15 protein-coding genes are annotated in these 19,661 nt (G+C 72.1%); 7 read left to right on the plus strand and 8 right to left on the minus strand.

Annotated elements, in window-relative coordinates:
- Positions 1-89: 89 nt before the first annotated feature.
- The 3 genes from BUE43_RS21805 (at position 90) to BUE43_RS21815 (ending at position 1,892) form a co-directional block, all read left to right on the plus strand.
- Entirely contained in the window at positions 90-473 is a 384-nt protein-coding gene (locus BUE43_RS21805; protein WP_073486270.1) for an RNA polymerase-binding protein RbpA, read from the plus strand.
- Positions 457-1,326: a hypothetical protein gene (locus BUE43_RS21810; RefSeq protein WP_073486272.1), complete on the plus strand. Its 870-nt coding sequence runs from the start codon at positions 457-459 to the stop codon at positions 1,324-1,326. The genes BUE43_RS21805 and BUE43_RS21810 overlap by 17 nt, the downstream gene beginning before the upstream one ends.
- 203 nt (positions 1,327-1,529) lie before the next feature.
- Complete coding sequence (locus BUE43_RS21815) at positions 1,530-1,892, plus strand: hypothetical protein (RefSeq protein WP_073486274.1); 363 nt, start codon at positions 1,530-1,532, stop codon at positions 1,890-1,892.
- A gap of 244 nt (positions 1,893-2,136) precedes the next feature.
- On the opposite strand, the gene BUE43_RS21820 is transcribed toward BUE43_RS21815, so the two are convergent.
- The 4 genes from BUE43_RS21820 to BUE43_RS21835 all read right to left on the minus strand — a co-directional run bounded on the left by BUE43_RS21820 (position 2,137) and on the right by BUE43_RS21835 (position 8,163).
- Complete coding sequence (locus BUE43_RS21820; protein ID WP_073486276.1) at positions 2,137-4,536, minus strand: penicillin acylase family protein; 2,400 nt, start codon at positions 4,534-4,536, stop codon at positions 2,137-2,139.
- 42 nt (positions 4,537-4,578) lie between these two features.
- A complete protein-coding gene (gene rfbA, locus BUE43_RS21825) occupies positions 4,579-5,457 on the minus strand; it encodes a glucose-1-phosphate thymidylyltransferase RfbA (protein WP_073486278.1) in 879 nt (292 codons plus the stop codon).
- Positions 5,454-6,893 carry an NDP-hexose 2,3-dehydratase family protein gene (locus BUE43_RS21830; RefSeq protein ID WP_073486281.1) on the minus strand — a complete coding sequence of 480 codons (1,440 nt, stop codon included), beginning with the start codon at positions 6,891-6,893 and terminating at the stop codon, positions 5,454-5,456. Before BUE43_RS21830 ends, rfbA begins: the two co-directional genes overlap by 4 nt.
- A gap of 73 nt (positions 6,894-6,966) precedes the next feature.
- On the minus strand, positions 6,967-8,163 hold the full coding sequence (locus BUE43_RS21835) for a DegT/DnrJ/EryC1/StrS family aminotransferase (RefSeq protein ID WP_159447766.1): 1,197 nt from the start codon (positions 8,161-8,163) through the stop codon (positions 6,967-6,969).
- Positions 8,164-8,390: 227 nt separating this feature from the next.
- Here BUE43_RS21835 and BUE43_RS21840 point away from each other — a divergent pair, with 227 nt between their 5' ends.
- Positions 8,391-9,290, plus strand: coding sequence for an aldo/keto reductase (locus tag BUE43_RS21840; protein WP_159447767.1), 900 nt, complete (start codon positions 8,391-8,393; stop codon positions 9,288-9,290).
- A gap of 13 nt (positions 9,291-9,303) precedes the next feature.
- Here BUE43_RS21840 and BUE43_RS21845 read toward each other — a convergent pair whose 3' ends face one another.
- Positions 9,304-10,611 (minus strand): activator-dependent family glycosyltransferase, encoded by a 1,308-nt coding sequence (locus BUE43_RS21845; protein WP_234995843.1) that lies wholly within the window; start codon positions 10,609-10,611, stop codon positions 9,304-9,306.
- A gap of 295 nt (positions 10,612-10,906) precedes the next feature.
- On the opposite strand from BUE43_RS21845, the gene BUE43_RS21850 reads away from it, so the two are divergent.
- From BUE43_RS21850 to BUE43_RS21860, 3 genes are all read left to right on the plus strand, one after another.
- On the plus strand, positions 10,907-12,040 hold the full coding sequence (locus BUE43_RS21850) for a methyltransferase (protein WP_327083471.1): 1,134 nt from the start codon (positions 10,907-10,909) through the stop codon (positions 12,038-12,040).
- Between the two features lie 116 nt (positions 12,041-12,156).
- Positions 12,157-12,747 carry a pyridoxamine 5'-phosphate oxidase family protein gene (locus tag BUE43_RS21855; RefSeq protein ID WP_073486287.1) on the plus strand — a complete coding sequence of 197 codons (591 nt, stop codon included), beginning with the start codon at positions 12,157-12,159 and terminating at the stop codon, positions 12,745-12,747.
- A gap of 2 nt (positions 12,748-12,749) precedes the next feature.
- On the plus strand, positions 12,750-15,884 hold the full coding sequence (locus BUE43_RS21860) for an amino acid adenylation domain-containing protein (protein WP_083959997.1): 3,135 nt from the start codon (positions 12,750-12,752) through the stop codon (positions 15,882-15,884).
- Positions 15,885-16,389: 505 nt separating this feature from the next.
- Here the strand turns inward: BUE43_RS21860 and BUE43_RS21865 are convergent.
- The 3 genes from BUE43_RS21865 to BUE43_RS21875 all read right to left on the minus strand — a co-directional run bounded on the left by BUE43_RS21865 (position 16,390) and on the right by BUE43_RS21875 (position 19,649).
- The gene (locus BUE43_RS21865) at positions 16,390-17,271 is read right to left on the minus strand and encodes an ABC transporter permease (RefSeq protein ID WP_083959999.1); all 882 of its coding nucleotides are present in this window, start codon (positions 17,269-17,271) and stop codon (positions 16,390-16,392) included.
- 5 nt (positions 17,272-17,276) lie between these two features.
- Positions 17,277-18,350 (minus strand): ATP-binding cassette domain-containing protein, encoded by a 1,074-nt coding sequence (locus tag BUE43_RS21870; RefSeq protein ID WP_073486289.1) that lies wholly within the window; start codon positions 18,348-18,350, stop codon positions 17,277-17,279.
- A gap of 66 nt (positions 18,351-18,416) precedes the next feature.
- The gene (locus tag BUE43_RS21875) at positions 18,417-19,649 is read right to left on the minus strand and encodes a DUF418 domain-containing protein (protein WP_083960001.1); all 1,233 of its coding nucleotides are present in this window, start codon (positions 19,647-19,649) and stop codon (positions 18,417-18,419) included.
- Positions 19,650-19,661 lie beyond the last annotated feature (12 nt).

Raw genomic sequence — 19,661 nt, forward strand, 5'->3', positions numbered from 1 at the left:
AGCCTCTCCCGACACACGACGACCGACCCCCACGGTCCGTCCTTTGTGGACGTCCCTCGACTCGGCCACTTGCCAGGAGGTGCATTTCCGTGCGGCACCATGCCATCCCCGGGCGCCGTGGCGCCACCAACAGCCACGAGACCTGCCACAACGCCCAACTCGCGCCCCGCCACCAGGTCCGATACCGGTGCCCCCACGAACACCCTGTCGCGATCTTCTTCGCCGCCGACGCCGCACCACCCCCGCGGTGGCGATGTTCCCACCACAGCGTTGACGCTCTGCGTGAGGACCTTCCCGTGCCATCACCCGCCCCACCCACCGAACCGGTTCGGACGCACTGGGACATGGTGCGGGAGCGCCGATCCATCGCCGAGTTGGAGCAGCTCCTCCACCAACGCCTCGACTTCCTGCGCGCCCGACGCGCCAGCGGCGAGACAACACCAGCCGGGAGCACTCATGACCACCGCGCCTGACCTGCCCCGGGTCGACGAGCCGGTGTTCCGCGTCGAGGCGCTGCCCCTGCTGCCCTACGCGCCGCATCCCGGACTGCTCATCCTGACCGCACCCCACTGCGTTCTGCGGTCGATCCCCGCCTACCAGGAGTTGACCACCTGGCGCGGGAACACCCGAGTGCTGCTCCTGCGGACCCGGCGGGTGCTGGCCGACGCCGAACACGCACGGCACGTCCCCGGTGTCCACGCCGTCACCGCGATCCCGGCCGGCGAGATCACGGTGGAGGCCCGTTTCGCCGTGGTCTACGCACGTTATCTCGGCCAGCTCCGGCACCAACCGCCACGACCGTCCCTGCTGGCCGGTTCCCCGGTCACCTGCGCCAGCTCGATCGCCCACGCCACGACCCGACCGCGGGAGATGACGCTGCTCCCGCACCTGACGACGCTCTCCGCGCGAGGGGTCGTCCGCGACGTGGTGGTGTGGGAGTGGATGTGGTGGCCGGAGGCCCACCTCCGCGTCGGCCCCGACCTCCCCGACGAGAACCTGCTGCGGTCAATGCTTCCCCGGCTGCTGTGGCTGCGGCACGCCACCCGCCACAACCAGCTCCCACGCACCCGCGCCGGCAGCCTTCTCGCCCAGGCCCTCAACGGGCGAGCACTGTCCATTCAGGACGTTTACCGCCACTTCCGGCTCGTGCGGGAACTCCTCGGCAACCGCACGACCTCATCGCCACCGCATGTGACTCGCACCTCAAGGGAGCCGAGAAACGGTGTCGATCCATCATCAGCGCGGCGGCTGAGACATCACCCACGCTCACAAGGCTCCCGGCCAACCACTCTCGGGCAGAGCACGCGCCTCCCGGTTCAGGCTTAGTTCCCGAGCGCTGGCAGCCTTCCCCGCTCCCTGACCTGTGCCGGGCCAGTGCTTCTGGCTGCCGCCATTTCCGGTGATGCTCGATAGCCCGCGCGTTCTGCTGCGCAGAGGCTGTACGGACCTTGTCGGCACCGCACATGGACTCCATCGTGAGCGGTGCTGGCTGGTTGACAGCAGAACCCTGGAAGAACCAAGGAGGAGCCATGCGGGTCTGGCACGCGGTACCCGTGATCGTAGCCCTGTTGATGACGGCCGCGGCACCTGCTGGCGCCACCGCGTCGGTTGATCGGTGCTCGGGAGCCCGGTACTGCATGTTCTCCGGCCCGTCGTTCACCGGAACCAGAGTGTTCGTGGGAGGTCGGGAAGCAGAGGACATCGGTGTCCGGACCTGTTACACCGTGGCGGCCAAGGGGATCGAGGTCGCGCGTTCCATCGGCGTCGGTGAGTTCGACTACATCATGTTGGACGTGTACGCCGACAGCGCCTGCCAGGAACTTGTTGGCACTCCCAACGACGACATCCCCGACACGGTGGTGGGATCTTATCGACTGACGGTAGCCCCTTAGCTTGAGCGTGGAGCTGCTCGGGCGTCCAGTCAGTGCCGATGTCGGCCGGGGCAACACCCGCCGGTGAGCGACTGTTTCGGCATGTTTCGCACGCACCACACGGAGACGTCATGGCGGCACGCGGGATGTCGGCACGTTGGGGGCGAGCGAGGGCTGGCCTCTCCCCCGGTGTTGGCACAGGTCATGTGGAGACGCCGCTGGGTTCCGGGCGACATCGCAAGCCCGGAACCCAGCGGCGTCGGGGCTACTTCTTGGGGTTCAGTTGGATGCGGTACTGGGCGTGCTTCTCAACCGCGGAGCGGGTGTAGAGCAGGGGGAAGTACTCGCCCTTGTTCCACTTGGGGGCGAGGTCGCGGTAGTTGGGGTCGCGGTGGTCACCGGACTGTCCCGGTGCGTTGATGGCCTGCGAGGCGTCCCAGTTGCCCACGTCCATGACCAGGCGGACCGACGGCCCGGCGCCGGACTGGAAGCTGAACGGGTGGAAGAAGGACAGGTTGACCGTGTTCCACGAGCCGCCCTGGGGAAAGGGCCCCACGTCCACGGGCGGGTCGGACTGGGTGAGGCGGGCCGAGGCCGGGTGACCGAACGTGACCTTGTGGACGTCACCCCACCGCCACCGGTTCATGTCGGGGCCGAGGAGATTGCTGGCGTCGACATAGGCCTGGCCCAGCGTGGTGAGCAGGAGTTGGTCGCGTTTGGCGATCCCGTCGGGGCCGAACCAGGCCAGCGGGTTCTCCAGCGCTTCGAGCAGGACGGTGTAATCAGGAACGCCGAAGGGGACGGCGTCAGCGGCTTTCGGTGGGAGCACGGCCCGAACGAAGGCCGAGCCGAGGTAGCGGGTGAACCAGACCTCGAAGAGAGTGGCCTGGGTGGAGCTGGTGCTCTCGTCGCCGTCCCAGCCGCGCATCACCTGGAGCGCCGTCGCGGTAACACTGTCCTCAGTGGACAATGCAGCCAGCAGAGCGGTGATTCGGCGGGCCACCAGCGAGACCCGGTCGTTCTGCAGCCGGGTGGAGTCCTCGACGGAGGTCTGGGGTTTGGCGGTGAGGACCTCCTGGATCCGGTCGCGACGGGCGGGGCCGACCCATTCGAAGCCGAGCTTGCGCTCACGAGCGGGGTAGTCCGGGGGCAGGGTGTAGTTGTTGGCGGTGGCGATGATGCCGGAGGCCGGGTTCGCCGTGCGGGGCAGGTCGGAGCTGGGGTGGAAGCCGTCCCACTCGTAGCGACCGTCGCCGGGAACGGGTAACAGGCCGTCGTGGTTCGGCCGGCGCGGAGCGAGGCCGACCAGCGTCCAGCCGATGTTGCCCTGGGTGTCGGCGTAAACCTGGTTCAGGGACGGTGATTTCCAGCCGTTCAGCGCGCTGTCGAACTCGGCGGCGGTGCTGCTGCGGAGGTTGGCGATGCTGCCGAAGTAGGGCGAGGTGCCGGGCTGGAGCCACACTGTGCGCACGGCGTAGGCCTTGTGGTGGACGGGATCGGTCTTGATGACGGGGCCGTGCCGGGTGAAGGCGAGGGTGACGGCACGGGGCGCCTGACCAGCGACGGCGACCTGCTCGCCGCGCAGGGTCATCTTCTCCCAGCCCGTGCCGTAGCGGTAACGCGTCGGATCGGCGGGATCGAGGTCGTAGACGTAGAGGTCTTCCTGGTCGATGCCGGCGATGGTGATGCCGAACGCGACGTTTCCGTTGTGCCCCAGGCTGATGCCGGGCGCGGAGGGCTCTCCTGCCCCGATCACGTTGATCCCGGGCGCGGACAGGTGGGCGAGGTAGCGCAGGGACGGCGCCAGGAACTCGCGATGTGGGTCGTTGGCGACGAGAGGGCGCCCCGTGGTGGTCCGGGTGGGCCCGACAGCCCAGTTGTTGCTGCCTTGGGGCGCGGGAAGCCACTTGGTGGCGCGACGCGACATCATGGCGGTTCCGGTGAACTCGGGCAGTTCGACCGCCAGGTCGTAGTCGCGCAGGACGTCCTCGGGGATCGCGCAGGGGTCGAGGCCGGCCGGGACGACCGGATTCCAGTCGGGTTCCAGGCGAGCGCGGACCTTGTCCGAGCGGGGGTCGGCGACGCAGGACATCCGGGCGCGCGCGACCTCGGAGGTGACGTTGCGACTCGGTCCGTGGCTGCGGATGCGGACCACGTCCTCGGCCGTCCAACGGGCGGGTCGGTGGCCGAGGCGCTGGAACTCCTCGGGCAGGGACTTGGGGTTGTCCTCCAGCCAGGAGAGGTAGGCGTTGACGCCGTCGGCGAAACGGGTCGCGGCGACGCGGGCGTCAGGACCGTAACTGTCCCATTCCTGCTTCATGTCGCCGCGGTAGAGGAACAGCCGCGCCGCCCGGTCCTGGTCGGCGAACTCGGGGCCGAAGGCCTCCGCGAGCCGGCCGAGACCCCGGCGCAGCCACAGGTCGAGCTGGAAGGTCCTGGCCCGGGCGGCGTTGAAACCCTGGGCCAGGAAGAGATCCTCGGTGTCGCGGGCGTAGATGTGCGGAACTCCCCACCGGTCGACGACGAGGTGGACCGGTTGGTGGAGCCCGGGAACGGCGTAGTGCTGGACCGGCTGGCCGCCTCCCCCCGAGACGGCGGCCAGCAACGAGATGAGCAGCGCGACCAACAGCCCGAGGGCTGTGGCGCGCCGACGCCACGTGTTCACTTGTAGTCCCCCAGTTTCCCCCAGTGCACCGCCCGTGCTGTGTCAGGCGGCTCCGAACTCGCGCGCTGTGGCCATCACGTACTGGCCGTAGGCGGACGTCGCCATCTCGCGGCCCAGTGCGTGGCAGGCGTCGGCATCGATGAATCCCATGCGCAGCGCGACTTCTTCCAGGCAGGCGACACGGACGCCCTGGCGCTGCTGGAGCGTCTGGATGTACTGGCTCGCCTGGAGCAGGGTGTCGGGCGAGCCGGTGTCCAGCCAGGCGAATCCGCGGCCCAGGTCGACCAGGGTGGCCTCGCCGCGTCCAACGTACACGTTGTTGACGTCGGTGATCTCGAGTTCGCCGCGATCGGAGGGCCGGAGTTCGCGGGCGATCTCGACGACCTGGTTGTCGTAGAGGTAGAGGCCGGTGATGGCGCGGTTGCCCGGCGGGCGGGCGGGTTTCTCGTGGATGGCGACCAGGCGGCCGCGCGCGTCGGTCTCGGCGATCCCGTAGCGCTGGGGGTCGCTGACGGGATGGCCGAACAGGACGCACCCGGTGAGGTCGCGGGTGTGCTCGCGCAGCAGGGCGTGCAGGGTGTGCCCGTGGAGGACGGTGTCGCCGAGGATCAGGGCGACGGGGTCGGTGGCGATGTGGCGGGCGCCGAGGACCAGGGCGTGGGCGATGCCGCGGGGTTCGGGTTGTTCGGCGTAGCGGAGGTGGATTCCCAGGCGGGCGCCGTCGCCGAGGAGGTGCCGGAAGCGGGGTGCGTCGGCGGGGGTGGTGATGACCAGGATGTCGCGGACGCCGGCGAGCATGAGGACCGACAGCGGGTAGTAGATCATCGGTTTGTCGCCGACGGGCAGGAGTTGTCGGGGGACGGCGAGGGTGACGGGGTGGAGCGGGGCGCCCGCTCCCCCGGCCAGGATGACTCCTTTCACGTGGTGGCCCCGAAAAGGCTGTGCAGGCAGGAGACGAGGCTGCGGGCCTGGACGTTGAGGTAGTAGCTGTGGCGCAGCAGCTCGCCGAGCTGGTGCAGGGTCAGCCAGCGGTGTTCGGGGGTCTCGGGGGCGTGGGCGGGGTCGGTTTCCACGATGAGGTAACGATTGCGGGCGTGGTAGAAGCGCCCGCCCTCTTCGGAGAGCGTGGTGTCGAACCGGATGCGCTGGGGGTCGGGGCGCAGGAACTGGTCCAGGTACGCGGGACGGGCGGCGGCGGGCAGGTACTGGTAGTTGGCGGGGGTGCACTGGACGGTGGGGGCCAGTTCGACGACGTCGGCGTAGCCGGGCTCGGTGTGGGCGTGCAGGAGGGCGTGCAGCACGCCGTGGATGCGGGCGACGAGCAGGCCGATGACGCCGAGGCCGGTCGGTCTGATCATGGGTTGGGTCCACTGGGCGACCTCGCGGCCGCCCGCCCGGACGGCCACCGCGGTGACCTCGAAGAAGTGCCCGCTGTGATGGATGATCCGGCCGTCGTGGTGCCGCCAGTCAGCCAGCCGGTTGAGGGGAACGCGGGTGAGCTGGAGTTCGGTGGCGGAGCGGGCCTCGGTGATCCAGTGCAGGAGGTCGTCCAGGTCGTGGCGGGAGGGTGCGGCGGGGTCGGCCGAACGCAGCAGCGCGGCGTGGAAGTCGTCGGTGGCGGGGACTTCGGACGGGGCGGCCAGGGGCAGGCAGGACAGGACGGTGCGGACGTCCATGTTGACCAGGTCGTCCTCGGCGAGGAGCTGGTGGATCTGGCCGAGGGTGAGCCACTGGAAACCGTCGCGGACCTCCACGTCGCCGGTGGCCTCGACGACCATGTTCCGGTTGCGCTTCTGGTAGAACCACGCGCCCTGCTCGGACTGGCGGACGTCGGCGATGCGGTGGTGCGCGGCGGGGTCGCGGAAGTGGTCCAGGTAGGGCACCTGGGCCCCGCCGTGGACGCGGGTGTAGTTGCTGCGGGTGGCCTGCACGGTCGGTGAGAGCTGGAGGCCGTTGCAGTTGCCGGGTTCGACCTTGGCCTGCATGAGGAAGTGCAGGACGCCGTCGAACTCGCGGGCGAGGATGCCGAGGATGCCGACCTCGGGCTGGTTGATGATCGGCTGGCTCCAGTGCGCGACGGGCCTGCCGGGGAGGCGGACCTCCAGGCCGTGCAGGGAGAAGAACCGGCCGGTGTGGTGGTGGATGTCGCCGGTGTCGGGGTCGACGCGCCAGCCCTGGAGCGCGGTGAGCGGGATGGGGCGGACGCGGGCGTGGCGGTGTCGGTGGTGGGCGCGGAACCAGTGGTGGAACTGGGTGAGGGTGGTGTGGCTGCCGTGCCGGGCCAGGGCGGAGTGGGCGATCCGCCGGGCGTCGTGGACGCGACGCGCGGGGCCGGGGGGTGGGGGGTCGCCGGTCATCGGCTCATCACTCTTCGCTCATCGCTCATCGACCCCACCGCTCATCGACCCCACCGCTCATCGACCCCATCGCTCATCGACGCAGCGCGGTGGCCACTTTGCGGACGGCCTCGGCGATGTCGACGACGTCGTCGGCGTCCTCGGCCATCGCCGGCAGGGGCAGGGTGAGCAGCCGCTGGGACAGGGCGTCGGCGGTGGGGCACGGGGTGGTGCGGCCGTGCCGGGTGAGGACGGGTTGGCGGTGCAGCGGGATCGGGTAGCGGGGCGCGGCGGGCACGCCCTCGGCGGCCAGGGCGCGCAGGACGTGGCGCAGGTCGACCCGGAACTGGTCGGGGTCGATGGCGATGACGAACTTCCAGTAGACGTGGGTGGCGCCGTCGCGGGTGTACGGCGGGGTGATGCCCGGGATGTCCTGGAGGAGGTCGAGGAGTCGGGCGGCGTTGTCCTGGCGGGCCCGCACCGTGTTGGCGAACCGGGTGAGTTGGGAGTGGCCGAAGGCCGCCTGGGGGCCGGTGAGCCGGTAGTTGTAGCCCAGGACGGTGTGGTGGGAGTCGGGCGTGCCGGGAATCGGTTGCTGGCCGTGGGAACGGACGAGGCGGGCGATCTCGGCGATGCCGGGGTCGTCGGTGAGCACGGCGCCACCCTCGCCGCCCGTGGTCAGGAGTTTGTCCTGCCAGAAGCTGTAAACGCCGGCGGCGCCCAGGGCGGCGACCGATGTGCCGTGCAGGGTGGCGCCCTGGGCCTGGCAGGCGTCGCTGAGGACGGGCAGGTCGGTGGGCAGCAGGTCGACCGGGGCGGGATGGCCGTTGAGGTGGACGGCGACGACGGCCCTGGTGCGACGGGTGATCGCCTCGTCGACGGCGGTGGGCTCCAGGCAGTAGGTGGCCGCGTCGACGTCGACGACGACGGGCGTGGCGCCGCTCATCAGGACGGGCGTGGCGCTGGCGATGAAGGTGTGGGCGGGGACGATGACCTCGTCGCCGGGGCCGATTCCCAGTCCCCGCAGGGCGCAGTGCAGGGCGGCGGTGCCGGAGTTGACGGCGACGGCGTGGGCCACGCCGGTGGTCTGGGCCAGCAGTGCCTCGAAGCGCCGGACCTCGGGGTGGTCGGGTCCGCCCAGTCTCGTGGTACGCAGGACTCGCGCGGCGGCGTCGAGGTCGGCGTCAGTGGGGGGCGCGGTGGTGCGCGGGGGTGTGGCGCGCACCGGCGGTCCTCCGTCCAACGCGAGTTGTCCGGTCGTGGGCTGGTTCCTGCCGTCTGCGGTCGTCACTTCTCCCCCGGCCACTGGTGATTCGTCGCCAACTGTGCGTCGGTTCCGCGGGGCGCGTCGTTCGGTTTCCTTGACGCGCAGGGAGCGCGTGGCGACCGTAACGAGCCGGTCGTCGGACCCTCAACCCCCTAAAGACACCCCTAGGCGGACAGAGAACGTAGGGGGTCGGCGGGATCGGTCGCTTTTCCCGGCGGTGGCGGGCGAATCGCGTCGTAGGCTGCGGCGCCGTGCGGTATTCACACATCGATGGCGTGCCGACACCGGTGTCCCGTTGTGTTCTGGGCACGTCCGGAATTCGTGGTGTCGAGAAGCACGCGCTGTTGGACGCCTTCTTCGAGGCCGGGGGCACGTGTATCGACACGGCGCGCGCCTACGGCGGGGGCGCTTCGGAGGAGGCGGTCGGGGCCTGGATCGCGCGGGCACGCCCGGAACGGTTGGTGGTGCTGGCCAAAGGCGCGCACCCGCCGCACTGCACGCCTGAGGCGGTCGGGGTGGAGCTCACCCGCACGTTGGAGGCGTTAGGGGTGGAGTGCGCCGACGTGTACCTGTTGCACCGGGACGACACCTCGGTTCCGGTCGGGGAGTTCGTCGACGCGTTGGAGCGGGAGGTGGCCGCGGGCCGGGTCCGGGTCTACGGGGGCTCGAACTGGGAATCGGAGCGGTTGGCCGAGGCCACCGCCTACGCGCGGGCCCGCGGCGGGCGGGGCATGGTGGCCGTCAGCAACCACTTCTCGTTGGCGGAGCCGGTGGAGCCGCTGTACCCGGGGTGCGTGGCGGTCTCGGCGCGGCAGCGCGAGTACCTGGCCGCCCACAACGTCGCGCTGTTCCCGTGGTCCTCCCAGGCCCGGGGATTTTTCGCCGACGTGCCAAGGGAATCACTGGACCCCAACGTGTGGCGGTGTTGGGACACCGAGGAGAACCGGGCCCGGCGGGAGCGGGCGCGCCAGCTCGCCGCGACGCTGGGGGTGCGGGCGATCAACGTGGCCCTGGCCTACGTGCTGCACCAGCCGTTTCCCACGTTTCCCATCGTGGGGCCGCAAACCGTGGCGGAGTTGAGGCTGGCGTCGCGGGGCGTGGCGGTGGAGTTGGACGCCGCGCAGGTGCGGTGGCTGGAGACCGGGCGCTGAACCCGCGCGCCGGTCAGGTGGGGCGGTGGCGGGCGGTGAGCCGCTCCAGGGTGGGCACGATGTCGCTGGGCGCGGGCGCGGCCAGCAGTTGCTGGCGGAGGTGGCGGGCGCCGGCGGCGAAGGAGTCCTCGGTGACCAGGCGGCGCACCCCGTCGCGGACGTCGGCCACGGTGACGACGTCGACGTCGACGGCCAGTCCGGCGCCGTGCCGGGCGACGTCCTGGGCGACGGCGGCCTTGTCCCACACCTTGGTGTAGACGACGAGTTGGGGCACGCCGGCGGCCACGGCCGTGCCGTAGGTGGTGGCGCCGCCGTGGTGGATCACCGCGGCGCAGGTGGGGAGCAGGGCCCGCAACGGGACGAAGTCGATGACGCGGACGTTGTCGGGCAGGGCGCGGACGTCGGTGAGCTGGCGGGCGTCCAGGGTGGCCACGACCTCGACGTCCAGGTCGGCCATGCCGGCGAGCAGGTCGGTGATGGCGATGCCGTCCTCGCCGAACAGCTCCCGGCCGGACAGGCCGAGGGTGAGGCAGACGCGGGGGCGGCCGGGGTCGTGGTGCAGCCAGGGCGGGAGCGGGCCGGGTCCGTTGAAGGGCACGTAGCGCACCGGGACGTAGGTGAGGTCCTCGGGGAAGCGCATGCGGGAGGGCATCGGGTCGATGCTCCACTGGCCCAGCACGATCTCCTCGTCGAAGGGGTGGCCGTGGCGAGCCAGGGTCGCGGCCAGCCACTCGCCCAGCGGGTCGTGGCGCGCCCTGGGCGGGCGTTGGCGCGACAGGTCGTGGAACACCCGGCGCATCCGGGCGCCGAAGTCGAGCCCGAACAGCAGGCGGGCGTGGGCGGCGCCGGCGACGCGGGCGGCCACCGGGCCGGAGAGGTTGAGGGGGTCCCAGACGACGAGGTCGGGACGCCACCAGCGGGCGAAGGCCGCCAGCTCGTCCATCGTGTCCTCGTCGGTGACGTTGCGGAACAACGCCTCGGTGTACCACTGGAAGACGCCGTGGACGTAGTCGTGGGTGAGGCGTTCCGGGCGGTCCTCGGCGATGTCGTGGTGGATGCCGTCGAGCACCTCGGGGCGTCGCATCAGCTCGGCGACGCGCAGCTCGCGGCCGACCGGGACGGCGGTGAGGCCGGCGGCCTGGACCCATTCGGTCTCGTCGGGGTGGCAGGACAGGCGGACCTCGTGCCCGGCGGTGGCCAGCGCCCAGGCCAGCGGCGCCATGTTGTAGACGTGCGATCTGGCGGAGTAGGGCGTGAACAGCACGCGCATCGGCGGGAACTCCGTCCGGGCGGCGAGGAACGCGGAGCGCGCCCGCCCCACGTCTTTCGGGCGATTGTCGTCGTCGGACGTTAACCAGCCTTCCTCGCGCCCTGCTCGATTCCTCCTTGATCGCGGCTGTTTTCGGCGTTGCCCGGTGATGACGCGGCGCGTGGCGCCGTGAGTAGTGCAGTGGGAGTCCAGAGGGAATCGAGTGCGTCTCGTTACCGTGGTGTTCCGGGCACACCGGGCCGCTGTTGTCGTTTCTTCCGCCCACGGGGACGGGCGCCCGCACACTATCCACTGTGGACAGTCAGTGGAGTCGGGCGGTGTGCCGGACGACGAAAGGACCAGGCACGTGAAGTCGACGGAGTCGGCCGACTCGGCTGAGTCGTCCGGGTCGGCAGGGTCGGCAGGGTCGGCCGAGTCGTTCTCGGACGCCGACGCCGGGCGCGGCCCCGGCACCCTGGACATGGCCGGCCTGTCCAGAATCCTGTTGGGGCACGCGGCATTCCAGTACCTCAACGCGGCGTGCGAGCTGGAGCTGTTCGAGCTGCTGCGCGCCGAACCCGACCTGGACGCCGAGCAGGTCGGAGCCGAACTGGGCCTGGCGGAACGGGCCACCGACATCCTGCTGCTGGGCTGCACGGCGTTGGGGCTGGTGACCGGGAACCAGGGCCGCTACCGGGTGGCCGCGGTGGTGGCGGAGCTGATGGCGACCGAGGACTGGCGGCGCTTCCGCGACATCGTGGCGTTCGAGCAGTACGTGGTCTACGAGGGCCAGGCGGACTTCACCGAGTCGCTGCGCACCAACTCCAACGTGGGGCTGCGGCGGGTGCCGGGCACGGGCGTGGACCTGTACCGGCGGCTGGCCCAGAACCCGCACCTGGAGTCGGTGTTCTACCGGTACATGCGGTCCTGGTCGGAGTTGGCCCACCGACACCTGGTGGAGCGACTGGACTGGAGTGACTGCGCCGCGGTGCTGGACTGCGGCGGCGGCGACGCGGTCAACGCCATCGCGCTGGCCCGGGCTCAGCCGCGGATGCGGGTCACGGTGCTGGAAATCCCCGCCACCGCGCCCATCGCCGCGCGCCGGATCGCCGAGGCGGGGCTGACGGAGCGGGTGTCGGTGGCGGTCGGCGACATGTTCACCGACCCCTTCCCCACCGGCTTCGACTGCGTGTTGTTCGCCCACCAGATGGTGATCTGGACGCCGGAGGAGTGCACGGCGTTGCTGCGCAAGGCACACGCGGCGTTGCGGCCCGGCGGCCGTGTCGTCCTGTTCAACTCGATGTCGCACGACGAGGGCGACGGGCCGGTGGTGGCGGCGCTGGACAGCGTCTACTTCGCGGCGCTGCCGGCCGAGGGCGGGATGATCTACCCCTGGAGCCGGCACGAGCGCAACCTGCGCGCGGCCGGCTTCGGCCGCCTCCACCGAATCCCCTGCCCCGGATGGACCCCGCACGGCATCCTCGTCGGCCACCGGGACTAGTCACCGGGGCTAGCCGCCGGGACTCGTCACCGGGGCCAGCCGCCGGAACCAGCCACCGGCACGGCCGACGCGCCTCTCCTTCGCTGTTGTCGGAACGAGCGCGAGGTACCGCGAGCATGACGCTGGACGCACTCCTGGAACGCAGCCGCCGAATCCTGGACGGAGCGCGCCACCTCACCCTGGCCACCAGCTCTCCCGACGGGCGGCCGTGGTCGACGCCGCTGCACTACGTGTGGCTGCCCGACCCGCTGCGCCTGCTGTTCACCTCGGTCGTGGACAGCCGGCACGGACGCGACATCGCGGCCCGGCCGACGGTGAGCGGGTCGCTGGTGGTCACCGGCCCACTCTCCACAGTGGACGGCGAGCTTCCATCCACTGTGGACTCCACTGTGGACGCCGGAGTGGAGACCACGGCCGCCGAGGACGGCGCCCAGTTCACCGCCACCTGCGTCGAGGTCCCGCCGGCGGAGGTGGACCACTACCACGACCGGTTCTTCGGGACCCTGTTCCCCGATCCGGCGGTGCGGCAGCGGTGGGCGCTGCCGCCGACCGCGTTCCGGGCGCCCGCGCCCCACCGGCTCTACCTGGCCACCGTCCGCCAGTGGTGGGTTCCCGACCTCGCCGGGTGGGTCCGGGACCGCGTCGACCGGCGGTTGGAGGTGCCGGTCCAGGCCCTGCCCGGGCCGCGCGGGACGGGAGTGAGCTGACCATGTGGCCCGCCCGGATGCCGCCGGAGTGGACCGGTGTGTCCACCGACTACCCCCGCGACCGACTGCTGCACGAGGTGTTCGACGACCAGGCCGCGGCCCGACCCGACGCGCTGGCGGCCGTGCGGGGCGCCGAGGCGCTGACCTACGGGCGGTTGCGCGCCCGCTCCGACGCCCTGGCCGCCCGGCTGGCGGCGGCCGGGGTGCGCCCGGGCGAGTTCGTGGGGATCTGCGGGACGCGCTCGCTGCCGGCGCTGGTCGCGATCCTGGGCATCCTCAAGGCCGGGGCCGCCTACGTCCCGCTGGACGACACCTACCCGCCGGCGCGGTTGCGCGCGATGGCCGAGGAGGTGGAGCTGGGCGTCGCGGTGGTGCTGCCCGGCAGCGTGTGCCGCGTGCGCCGGCTGCGGGCGCGCGTGGACTACGCCGCCCCGCACGCCGCTCCCCGTGCCGCGCCGCCGCCGCGCCGGCCCGTCACGGCGATCTCGGCCGCTGACTGCGCCTACGTCATGTTCACCTCCGGCTCCAGCGGACGCCCCAAACCGGTGGCGGTGCCGCACCGCGGGGTGGTGCGGCTGGCCGTGTCCGACCGGGAGCTCCAACCGCCCCGGCCCACCGACCGGGTGCTGCACGCGTTGAGCCTGTCCTCCGACGGCTCCACCCACGAGATCTGGTCGGCGCTGCTCAACGGGGCCTGCCTGGTGCTGGTGGAGCGGGAGGTGCTGCTGTCCCCCACCGCGCTGGCCCAGCACCTGCGCGCCCAGGAGGTCACCTTCGCGCACCTGGCCACCAGCGTGTTCCACCACATGGCGCGCACGACGCCGGAGGCGTTGGCCCGGCTGCGGTTCGTCTCGGCCGGCGGGGAGGCGATGGACCCCGAGCTGACCCGGGCGGTGCTGCGGGCCTGCCCGAACACGACGGTGGTCAACTTCTACGGCCCGACGGAGAACTCGGTGGTCTCCACCGCGCACCTCCTGCGGGAGCTGGGCGCGCGGGCCGAGGCCGTACCCATCGGCCGGCCGCTGGCCAACTCCACCGCGCACGTGGTGCGCGCCGACGGCGCCGAGGCCGGGCCGGGCGAGGCGGGCGAGCTGCTGGTCGGCGGGGACGGGCTGGCCCTGGGCTACCTCGGGGACCCGGAGCTGACCGCCGAGCGGTTCGTGCCCGACCCGCTGCGCGCGGGCGGGCGGCGCTACCGCACCGGGGACCTGGTCCGGCGGCGGGCCGACGGGCTGCTGGAGTACCTGGGCCGCGCCGACCGGCAGATCAAGCTGCGGGGGCACCGCATCGAGCTGGACGAGGTGGAGGCGCGGCTGCGCGCACACCCCGACGTCGGCGAGGCCGTGGTGGAGGTGAGCGCGCGGTTCGGGGTGGCGGAGTCGCTGACCGCCCATGTCACGCCGGCCGCGCCGGGCCGGGTGATCCGGGTGGCCGAGTTGCGGCGGGAGCTGGCGGCGTGGCTGCCCGCCCAGGCCGTCCCGGCCCGGATCGTGCCGTTGGCGGCGTTCCCGCTGACCGCCAGCGGCAAGGTCGACCGGCGGCGGCTGGCGGCCACCCGGTCAGGCCAGTCGGGCCAGTCGGGCCAGTCCGACCAGTCGGGCCAGACGGGACCGGCCCCGGCGGTGGGGGCCGGTCTGGAGTCGACGGTGGCCGAGATCTGGCGGCTGACGCTGCGGGTGCGCCCGGACTCGCACGACAGCTTCTTCGACCTGGGCGGGGACTCCATGCTGGCGGCGGAGGTGGTGCTGCGCACGGTGGCGGTGCTGGGGATCGACGCCCACGCCGGCAGCGCGCTGGTGGGCGCCCTGCTGGCCGGGCCGACCCTGGCGGAGTTCACCGAGGCCGTGCGCGCGGCGCGCGCCCGCGCCGGCGACGACGAGACCGGGACGTCGGCGAACTTCCACCGCGAGGCCGAGCTGGGCTTCGCCCTGCCCCCGCCGGCGGGGCCGCCGCCGCGCTGGGACGCCCCGGCCCACGTCCTGCTGACCGGGGCCACCGGGTTCGTCGGCGCCCACCTGCTGACCCGGCTGCTGGAGGTCACCGACGCGGTCGTGCACTGCCCGGTGCGGGCGCGCGACGCCGGCCACGCCCGCCGCCGGGTGCTGGCCACCCTCGCCCGGTTCGGCCTGCGCCCGACCGCCGCGCACCGGCTGGTGTGCCACCCCGGCGACATCACCGCCCCCGACCTGGGCCTGCCCGACGGTGTCTTCGCCGCGTTGGCCGGCACCGCCGACCTGGTGATCCACTCGGCGGCCGAGGTCAACTTCCTCTACCCCTACGCGGCGCTGCGGCAGGCCAACGTCGTGGGCACCCGCACCGTGTTGCGGCTGGCCGCGGCCCGCCGGGTGCCGGTGCACTTCCTGTCCACCATCGGCGTCGTGGCCGGGTACGGCACGGCGGGGGTGCGGCGGGTGGCCGAGGACGCGCCGCTGGACCACGCCGACCGGCTGACCATGGGCTACGCCGAGAGCAAGTGGGTGGCCGAGCGGATGGTGCGCCATGCCGGCGAGCAGGGGCTGCCGGTGGCGGTGTACCGGCCCTACGAGGTCACCGGCGACCGGCACCGGGGCATCTGCAACACCGACACCGCGATCTGCTCGCTGTTCCGGGCCTTCGCCGACATGGGCGTGGCGCCGGACTCGCCGCTGCCGCTGGACTTCGTGCCCGTGGACTTCGTGGCGGCCGCCGTGGTGCACCTGGCCACCCGACGCGAGGCGACCCGACGGGTCTACCACCTGACCAACCCCCGGCCGGCGCTGCTGGCCGACATGGTCGGGCGGATGCGGGCGGCCGGCTGCGCCATCGACACCCGCTCCTACCCGGAGTGGGTGGCCGAGCTGGTCCGGTTCGTGGCGCGGGAGCCCACGCACCCGGCGGCCCCGTTCGTCTCGCTGTGCCTGGACCGCGCGCACCGGGCGGAGATGTCGGTGAAGGAGATGTACTTCGCCGACACCTTCCCGGAACTGGGGCGGGACAACGTGGAACGCGACCTGGCCGGCAGCGGCCTGTCCTGCCCGCCGGTGGACGCCCGCCTGCTGGACCTGTACCTGGCGTACTTCTTCGACACCGGCTACCTGCGACGACCGGGCTCCGCCGACGAGACGACCAGGGGCGAGGCGCTGCCCCGCACCTCCTGACCGGACGCGCCCGCCGAGAACCCCCACGAAATGATCTTCGAATGGGGGACGGCTCCGGGCCTGTTGATCTCGCAGGTGCGGGGAGTCGACCACGACCGGTGGACAGCGATCGAGCCGCTGTTGGCGGTAGCGGCAATTCTTCTTGCTGTCAAAGGCTTTTCTCGTCGGAGCCGGTAGTTGTCCACAGCACTCCGCTGAGCCACCGGTTGGGCGATACGTTGGTCGGAGTTGTCCACAGGCTCGTGCTGGGGCGTTGGGCGCGGGGGCCTGGGCCGATAGGCTGGAGCAGGGCTCGCCCCCCAGGGTGGGTGGGGGCTGTCCCCGAGTGGGTGGGCCGGGTGCGCGGGGTTCAGGCCGCGGGGCCAAGGACCCGGTCGGTGTAGCCGCCGCGGAAGACTCCCGCCGGGTCCAGTTGTCGGCGCAGGGCCAGGAAGTCGTCGAGCGCCTCCGCCCGGCGACCGCGAGGTGCGGGCGCCGGGCGGAGAGCGCAGGGCCGTCGGGGATCTCAGCGGCTCATGTCGCGGAACCGCCGCACCGACAGCGGGAAGAAGACCGCGACCAGCGCCACCGGCCACACCACGGCCATCAGCAGCGCGTTGCGGGCCAGCCACGACCCGCCGCCCAGGCCGGGGTTGCCGAACAGCTCCCTGGTCGCCGCCACCGTCGCCGACATCGGGTTGACCTCGGCGACCACGCCCAGCCATGACGGCATCAGCTCGGGCGCGACGAACGTGTTGGCGATCATCGCGAACGGCAGGACCAGCGTCATCAGGGTGGTGGCGCTCTCGGGGGTGCGCAGCAGCAGCCCCACGTAGATCCCCACCCAGATCAACGCGAAGCGCAGCAGCAGGAGCAACCCCACCGCCGCCAGGAACGCCGCCACGCCGCCGTGGGCCCGCCAACCGACCAGCAGCCCGCAGCCCAGCAGCGCGGTCAGGTCCAGCGCCGCGCGGATCATGTCCGCCACGCTGCGCCCCGCCACCACCGCCGAGGGCGCCATCGGCATCGAGCGGAAGCGGTCGGTGACCCCGCGGGAGGTGTCGGTGACCACCGCGCTGGCCGTGATGACCATCCCGAAGACCATGGTCATGCCGAACAGGCCGGGCATGAGGAACTCCCGGTAGTCCCCGCCGCCCGGCACCACCATGGCGCTGCCCAGCACGTAGCCGAACAGCAGCACCGACACCACGGGGAACGTCAGCCCGCCCAGGACCTCCTCGGGCGAGCGGATCCAGTGGGTCAGGTCGCGGCGGGTGACGGTCCAGCCGTCGACCACCGCCCACCGCAGCCGGGCCAGCGGGGTCTCCGGGGGCCGGGTCGGCGCCAGGACGCCCACCCCCGAACCGCCCGACACCAAGTCGCCGTGGGGATCGTGCGCTCGGGTCATCGTCCTCACCGCCCGCCCTCGCGCTCGTCCTCGTCCCCGGCGCCCGCCGCGGGATCGACCGCGGTGTCGGCTGGGGTGTCGGTCTCCCCCGACTCCGGGTGGTGCCCGGTGAGCCGGACGAACACCTCGTCCAGGGTGGGACGGCGGATCCCGATGTCCCGCACCGCGATCCCCGCGGCCTCCAGCACACGCAGCGCCTCGGTCAACGCGGTGACCCGCTCCCGCACGGGCACGGTGAGCCGGGAGGCCTCCGGCCGCACCCGCGGTGGCGCGCCGGCGAGCACGGCCAACGCCTCGGCGGCGCGCCCCAGCTCGGCCGGGTCGTCCAGCACGACGTCGAGCTGGTCCCCGCCCAGCGTGGACTTCAGCTCGTCCGGCGTGCCCCTGGCGATCACCCGGCCCCGGTCGATCACCGAGATGTCGTCGGCCAGCTGGTCGACCTCGTCCAGGTAGTGCGTGGTCAGCAGCACCGTGGTGCCCTGGGCGACCAGGTCCCGGACCCCGTTCCACACCTCCAGCCGGTGCCGGGGGTCCAGACCGGTGGTGGGCTCGTCCAGGAACAGCACCGGCGGGGCCATGATGAAGCTGACCGCCAGGTCGAGGCGTCGCCGCATCCCACCGGAGTACCTGCGCGGCGGGGTGTCGGCCACGTCGGTGAGGTTGAACTGCTCCAGCAGCTCCTGGGCCCGCCGCCGCGCGGCGCGCGGGCCCAGGTGGTAGAGCCGGCCGAACATCTCCAGGTTGCCCCGGCCGGTGAGCACGTCGTCCACGGCGGGGTTCTGCCCGGTCAGCCCGATCCGGTACCGCACCTGCCTGGCCTGGGTGACCACGTCGAACCCGCCCACCTCGGCCCGTCCGCCGTCCGGGCGCAGCAGGGTGGACAGGACGCGCACGGCCGTGGACTTGCCCGCGCCGTTGGGGCCCAGCAGGCCGCACACGGTGCCGTAGGGCACGGCCAGGTCGAACCCGTCCAGCGCCGTGGTCTCGCCATACCGCTTGCGCAGGCCCCGGGCCAGGACCGCGCACTCGCGCTCCCCGGCTGCGATCTCGCCCGTCAGTGTCGCGGCCGCTGTCCGCATCGCGTCCTCCTCGCTCGCGCACCGAGCACCCAGTTATACGCTCGGATGTACTTGCGGAAGTACATTTCAGGGAGATTGCGGCTTCGCGGGGGCAGAGGTGGGGGTGGCCGGCCGCCACTGCTGCCAGCGCAGGTAGGTGAAGGACCGCAGCAGCCACTCGACGGGCCCGAAGTTGTGCCGGCGCAGCCACCACCGGCTCCACGCCAGCTGTGTCAGGTAGATCAGCACCGCGATGCCGTGGGTGGTGGCGTGCCCGATCTGGCCGGCCAGCGCCAGGCCGTAGCCGGTGAACAGCAAGGCGCAGATCACCGACTGCGACAGGTAGTTCGTCAACGCCATCCGGCCGGTCGTGGCCAGCACGGTGTGGACGCGGGCGCCCACGGTGGTGCGGCCCAGCAGCAGCAGGGCGCACACGTAGGCCAGGGTGAGCGCGGGCGCGGTGAGGTAGCCGACGCCGTCCATGGCCAGGGTCCAGGTGCCGCCGCCGTCGGAGGCGAAGGCGAACACGGCGGCCGGCGGCAGACCCACGGCCAGCCCGATCGCGCACGCCCTGGCCAGGGTGCGGGAGGACAGCCGCCGCTTGTGCAGCAGCCCGGTCTTGCCGGCGGCCAGTCCGATCAGGAAGTAGGCCAGGATGATCGGGATCAGCGTCCACCAGGAGGACATGATCGTCGACAGGTCCTCGACCCGTTGGCCGATCACCGTCCCGACCCCGCCGCGGTAGTTGGCCAGCACCCGGGCGGCCAGGTAGGGCTCGTCGCCGGACTCCTCGCCGGCGCCGGCGAGCACGGCCAGCAGCATCATCGTGGTGAACATCGTGAGCAGGCCGATCGCGACCTGCAGCGCCCGGCGCGGGGAGATGTGGCGCATCAGATACAGCAGGGACCCGGCGATCGCGTAGATCATGAGGATGTCGCCGGAGAACAGCAGCGTGCCGTGCACCGCGCCGAGCGCGAACAACAACAGCAGACGTCGACTGATCCGCGCTCCTCGCGAGCTGCCCGACCGGGAGGGCCGGGCCAGCTGCATGGCCATCCCGTAGCCGAACAGGAAGGCGAACAGGACGTAGAACTTCGACTCCACCAGGAACATCGCCATCTGCCGGGCCAGGGCGTCCAGTCCGTGCTGCTCGCGCACCTGGTGGAGGTAGCCGGGGTCGACGAAGGCCTCGATGTTGGCCAGGAGGATGCCCAGCACGGCGAAGCCGCGCAGCACGTCCAGGACCGGTTCCCGGTCCCGTCCGCCTAATGGGCCAACCGTCGCCTCGGCGGGCGTGGGGTGACGCCCCGTCGTGGTCATACCCTCTCCTCG

Origin of the sequence: Streptoalloteichus hindustanus, from assembly GCF_900129375.1 — a bacterium.
Taxonomy (GTDB): domain Bacteria; phylum Actinomycetota; class Actinomycetes; order Mycobacteriales; family Pseudonocardiaceae; genus Streptoalloteichus; species Streptoalloteichus hindustanus.